This is a genomic window from Kosmotoga sp. (genome assembly GCF_982836095.1).
In genome coordinates this window covers 1-5310 of the sequence record NZ_CEYIHJ010000138.1, presented here as the reverse complement: position 1 = coordinate 5310, position 5310 = coordinate 1, and the positions used below count along the sequence as shown (strand labels likewise).

Genomic DNA, 5310 nt, shown 5'->3' with positions numbered 1-5310 from the left:
TTTTAGCAACACGGGTCTTGGGTCTGGTCTTTACCAAACCCCAACAACCAGACCCTAGACCCGATTCTTAACACCCTAGACCCTTATAAATGCGATTCTTGAATATCAACTCTTATTCGTCTTTTAGTTTACTCAACCGGAATTCCTTTGGTTTCTTTTCCAACTATAAGGGCAAAAGTTGCTGATATAATCGTTAAGATTGCCATGGGAATCATGACTAAGGTTATTGAATTTGTTTTATCCATGACAAAAGCTGTATAGTATGGAGCCAATATACCAGCTATTCTTGCCATGACTCCAGCAGCACCATTTCCCAATGCCCGCATTTTAGTGGGATATAATTCTGGAGTATAGGCATACACCATGCCCCACGCACCCAAACAGAAAACAGAAATTATCACACTGGAAAACAGTAATGCTATCTGTGAAGCTACGCTTGCCATAAGAAGCGCTGATAAAGCGGTCCCTATAAAAAAGAAAGCTATGCTTTTTTTCCTGCCAATTTTCTCTATGAGGTAAGCTGCGAGCAGATATCCCGGTAATTGCATGACAAGCATAAAAAACGTATACCAAAGCGAACTTTGTGGTGTTATTCCTTTTGAGCTGAATATTTTAGGTGCCCAGACAAAAAGTCCATAATAAACAAAACTCACGCTAAACCATAGTGTCCATATCATAATGGTTTGCGATAAATATTCTCTGTTAAACAAACTCAAGAATGGTACTTTTACATGCTTGGTGATTTCTATTTCTTCAGATACTTTGTTTCCAAGAACCTTTTCTAATCCTTCTTTGCCTTTTTTCAAATAGGCTATTTTTGGACTTTCAGGAAGTAGCAGAACAATAATCAGCAATGAAATAGATATTATTGATAACCCATAGTAAGACCAGCGCCAACCAAGCGTGTTTAGCGTTAGAACGGTGAAAAGCCCCATAAGAATGCTACCAATAGCCCAGCTCGATTCGAGAAGGGTGAGAAATCTCCCGCGAATACGAATGGCAGTAAATTCAGTGAGGTATGCATTGACAACAGGGAGCAAACCACCATAGCCAATACCGGAAATAAGTCGGAAAGTAATAAATGTCTCATGTGTTTTAGCATTACCAGTTAGAAGTGTAAAAATAGCCCCGATAACCAGATAAGAGATATTTGCCCACTTTCTACCAAAGAGATCACTAAAAAGGCCCGAACTAAAAGCGCCTATCAGCATGCCTATAAAAACTGAACTTGCAATAGTTCCTTTCACAGCTATTGCATCGGGCAGTTCTTTGAGAATATCTGGGAGCGTCAAAGATAGAACCATTACCCCGGCAGCGACAAACATCCATTCGAGAGAAGTGAAAAAAAGCATAAAAACTTGTTTTTTGGTAGGTACATATTTCTCCACAACCCTATCAATATTCACCATAGCACCTCCAATGTAAATAGCTGTATATTTACTGTATTTACAGTATATGGCAATTGAAAAGCCCCGCATTCGCAGGGCTAGAGTCAGGGGATGGACTGGTGGCGAGGGACGGAATCGAACCGTCGACACATGGATTTTCAGTCCACTGCTCTACCATCTGAGCTACCTCGCCATCCCATCTGGTGGAAGCGACAGGGTTCGAACCTGTGGCCTCTTGCTTGTAAGGCAAGCGCTCTCCCACTGAGCTACGCTTCCACCCATGGCGCCCCCAAGGGGATTTGAACCCCTGCCGCCGGCGTGAAAGGCCAGTGTCCTAGACCGCTAGACGATGGGGGCCAGAACATCGTTAATTATCATACACTATAAATCCCTAATGGTCAAGAGGGAACCAGCGTGTTCACTATTTTGAAACTTTATCGGTAAAAAGCATTGTGAGCGAATATCGTCATCTTGGGCTCGTTGATTCTTGGCCTCGGCTTTTAAAGCACTTTTTACACCCTGGATGTGTTCGACAGAAAACGGTGTTTGGAGTCTAGCAATTAGAGTTTGGATGTTCTTCCACCTAGTTCTCGAATTCTCAGCTCTTTACTTTAGAAGCACTTTCTATACCCTAGACTCAGGCTTTACAGGCAGAGATTAAGCTGTTTTCCGTTTAAACGTGATAGAAATAAGTACGATTACCCCAGTAGCTGCGAACCCCATAAAACCCATGATTCTAAAACCAGCCAATGTATTAAAAAATTCTATAAGGTACCCACCAACTATTGAACCAAGAATGTATGTCAATCCAGAACTTACTAGCCAAAAGAGGCTTTGAGCATTGACTAGATATTTTTCTGGTAATTTAAAGTGGATATAATTGAAAAGAGCATAATACATTAATATGTAAGTTAAACCATGAAGGCTTTCTATCAGAAATAGTGCCATCATTTCTGTAACATAGGTGATCAATAATACCCTTAAAGCACTTGCGAATATACCCGTTATGAGAACATTGAAATTTCCCATCTTTTTTATAATTCGTTCTGCGAAAAACAAGAAAGGAACTTCCGTGAACGCCATAAATGCATAAATCAATCCCACAAATGATTTATCGTAACCTAGTTGTCGCGAGAGAACCGGGAAAAAAGTGTTATGGAAACTCCCGAGAGTAATCCCAAAAGTCATACCGATGATCATTATAACAAAAGTAAATAAGTTTCCGTTGCGGACAGAACTTACATTGAGCTTTTTGTTTTCTGTGCCTTTTCCAGTCAGTGTTACATTTATTACAAAGGGGGCAAGAAAAAGGCTAATCGATGTTACTATGAAATACCAGATAAACCCCCATTTCACAAGCCCGCTTAAAAGTAATGCAGTTATCGCAAACCCAACGGTACCAAATAACCTGATTCTTCCAAAAGCACCACCGTGTTTCTTAACTGAAACCATCATCAGCGAATCGCCAAGGGGGACAACGGCTGAAAAGAAAAATGAGAACGCCGCAACAGCAATAAGTCCAAAAATGAAATTTTTTGATAGATATACCAACCAGAACAAAAAACCAGATGAGATGGAAACAATTGTGAAAGCATTCTTATCTGTAATTTTTGAACCTATTCTGAACCACAATGGGTTGGATACCAAAGCAAAAACAGGAATCATAGCCATTAGATAGCCAATTTCTATTGGGCTAAAACCAGCGATATCAAAAAATTGCCCTAACATATTTCTTGCAGCAAGGCTGGAATATGTAAGTGCTTCAAAGAAAAAATTCCAAATAGGCAAATCAAACTCCTTTTTGTAAAAAAGATCTATCCGCAAATGTCTTCATGCTTTTTGTGAAAATTTACTGCTAAAATGCCCCACCTCCACCTCCACCAGAGCCTCCACCAACACCTCCTGCTCCACCACTGCTTGAACTCGATGAGGAAGCTACCGCTGTTGACGCAACTGACCCAAAATCTCTTGATATGTACAGCCCATAAGGATAATACATATACATATGCCCTCCTTCTCTTTTCCACAACTCTTCGGGAATGATTTTACTCATATGTTTTCTGACTTCCTCAGCAATGCCAAGAGCCGTCGCATAAACTAAATATTCTTCCCAAAGAATCACAGAAGAAGGAGGGTATTCAGAAAGCAAAGAATAATCTTTCAAGTAGTTTTCGAAGTTTTTCCATTTCAGATAGTATTCTCTCCCTGTTTTTGTCCACCTTCCGAAAACGTCAACAGGAAGAAAGAGAACAATAGCGCCTGTTATACAAAATATTCCATATATGTATTTTGTAAATGTAGATAGAAATCCGATCTCGTAAGAATTTGAAATGGTGAACAATGCGATGAAAGAGATGAAAATCAGGAAAATTGAATATAATTTTGAAAGCCCGGCACCAGCACTCAATAAATATTTTCTCTCTTTTACTTTGCCTTTGATTAAGCTCTTCCAGGCGTTTAACTCTTGCGTGAACTGCTTGGCCTCTTTTTGGCTTCTCCGAAATCTCCTTTTTAGTTCGTCAAAATCGAATATTTTCTGGTCTCCAATGTTGGCAGCATATTTTGCAAAGAAAGAAAGCAGCTGCCTTTCAGTATCGGCCAAATCATTTCCTGTGGTTCTCTTGATGATTATTCCTTCCACTTTTTCTTTCTTTGGGTTTACATTGAAATCCACGTATCCTCTTCTGTAAAGGTTCAGTATGCAAGCTCCGAGTCCATCGTTGTCAACACCCATACAAAGTTTTTTCACAACGGCATTGACAAGCTCTGGTTCATCTTTTGAAGGCAATTCCCGTTCGTAATAAGCATTATAATTAATGTTGTGCTCCCTTCCCATGAAATAAAAGAGAAGAAAGAAAACGACTATTGTGAGTACAGCAAGAATAATTGGGAGTTGATATTTCCAGAAATCCACTTTTTGCTCGAATGATTCTTCAATGTTCTTTATATCTTCTAAATCGAAATTTCCCGATTTGGCATTTTCAAAAAAGCCTTCCGGGAACAAAAAGCGAACTTCTCCAAAGGTATGAGAAGGCATGTTTTTCATTTCAAAGATGTATTGATTGCCTTCATTTGTTGGTTTCACAGGTGGGTGGGAGTAAATTTGTATTGGCTTTAACTGATCTGGAAAAATAAAAACAGCTGTTAAATCTTTAACTGGTTGTCCCCATCCTTCTCCCCAGTATTTTCTGAAAATCTGCGATATGTCATTCCCCTTTTGCACAATTCCTTCAACTTTGTAAGTAATGTGAAGTGTAACCAGATCCCCTCCTTTTGAAGGGTTACGGGGAGAACCATTGTAAGGAACAAGCCAGACCTTTAAATCTATTGAATTCTTCGTGCTGTAATTTTCTATTTTAGTGTAATCCATTCCTTCTGTCCAAACCTTCAAGTCGCTATACTCTACCCAATCAGAAGGAACTTTGCGAATTAACCCTCTGTAAGGTTTTACAAGACGATATTCTATTTTCTCGTGTACCTGCATAGTTCCGTCTTCCAATACCCTGTGTTCTATCTCCGCTTTTTCCAGGCGGTAAATTGAGTTAAAATCAGTCCCACCAACGATGATACTAACTATAAACCATACAGCTAATGCAATTGCACCAATGATAATGCTCCGTATAATCGTTTTTCTCATTGCCCCACCTCCATCATTATTTTACACTGCATGGGCTTCATTCAGTCGGTTTAGGTTGTGCTAAGAATATCGTAAATAGGACAGTTTCTCATTATGATTGGAAACCAAAGAAAAAATGGTTATAATTGATTTACTATAATTGAGGGGGTGTATATTTATGAAAAAGTTTTTATTTGTCTTTCTTGTCTTAGCAATTGCATCAATGCTTTTTGCTGCTCAGTTTCAGCTAACCATTCTTCACACAAGTGATTTGCACGGAAATATTTTTCCAATTAACTATGCCAC

3 protein-coding genes and 3 tRNA genes are annotated in these 5310 nt (G+C 39.2%); all 6 read right to left on the bottom strand.

Annotated features, from left to right (window positions below):
* Positions 1–128: 128 nt before the first annotated feature.
* Positions 129–1406, bottom strand: coding sequence for an MFS transporter (locus tag AC3LHT_RS08640; protein ID WP_488662603.1), 1278 nt, complete (start codon positions 1404–1406; stop codon positions 129–131).
* 99 nt (positions 1407–1505) lie between these two features.
* Positions 1506–1581 (bottom strand) — tRNA-Phe (locus AC3LHT_RS08635).
* Positions 1582–1589: 8 nt separating this feature from the next.
* Positions 1590–1664: transfer RNA gene (locus AC3LHT_RS08630), tRNA-Val, on the bottom strand.
* Between the two features lie 5 nt (positions 1665–1669).
* Positions 1670–1745: transfer RNA gene (locus AC3LHT_RS08625), tRNA-Glu, on the bottom strand.
* Between the two features lie 300 nt (positions 1746–2045).
* Positions 2046–3176 (bottom strand): MFS transporter, encoded by a 1131-nt coding sequence (locus tag AC3LHT_RS08620; protein ID WP_488662602.1) that lies wholly within the window; start codon positions 3174–3176, stop codon positions 2046–2048.
* Positions 3177–3243: 67 nt separating this feature from the next.
* On the bottom strand, positions 3244–5025 hold the full coding sequence (locus tag AC3LHT_RS08615; RefSeq protein WP_488662601.1) for a DUF2207 domain-containing protein: 1782 nt from the start codon (positions 5023–5025) through the stop codon (positions 3244–3246).
* Between the last annotated feature and the right edge of the window lie 285 nt (positions 5026–5310).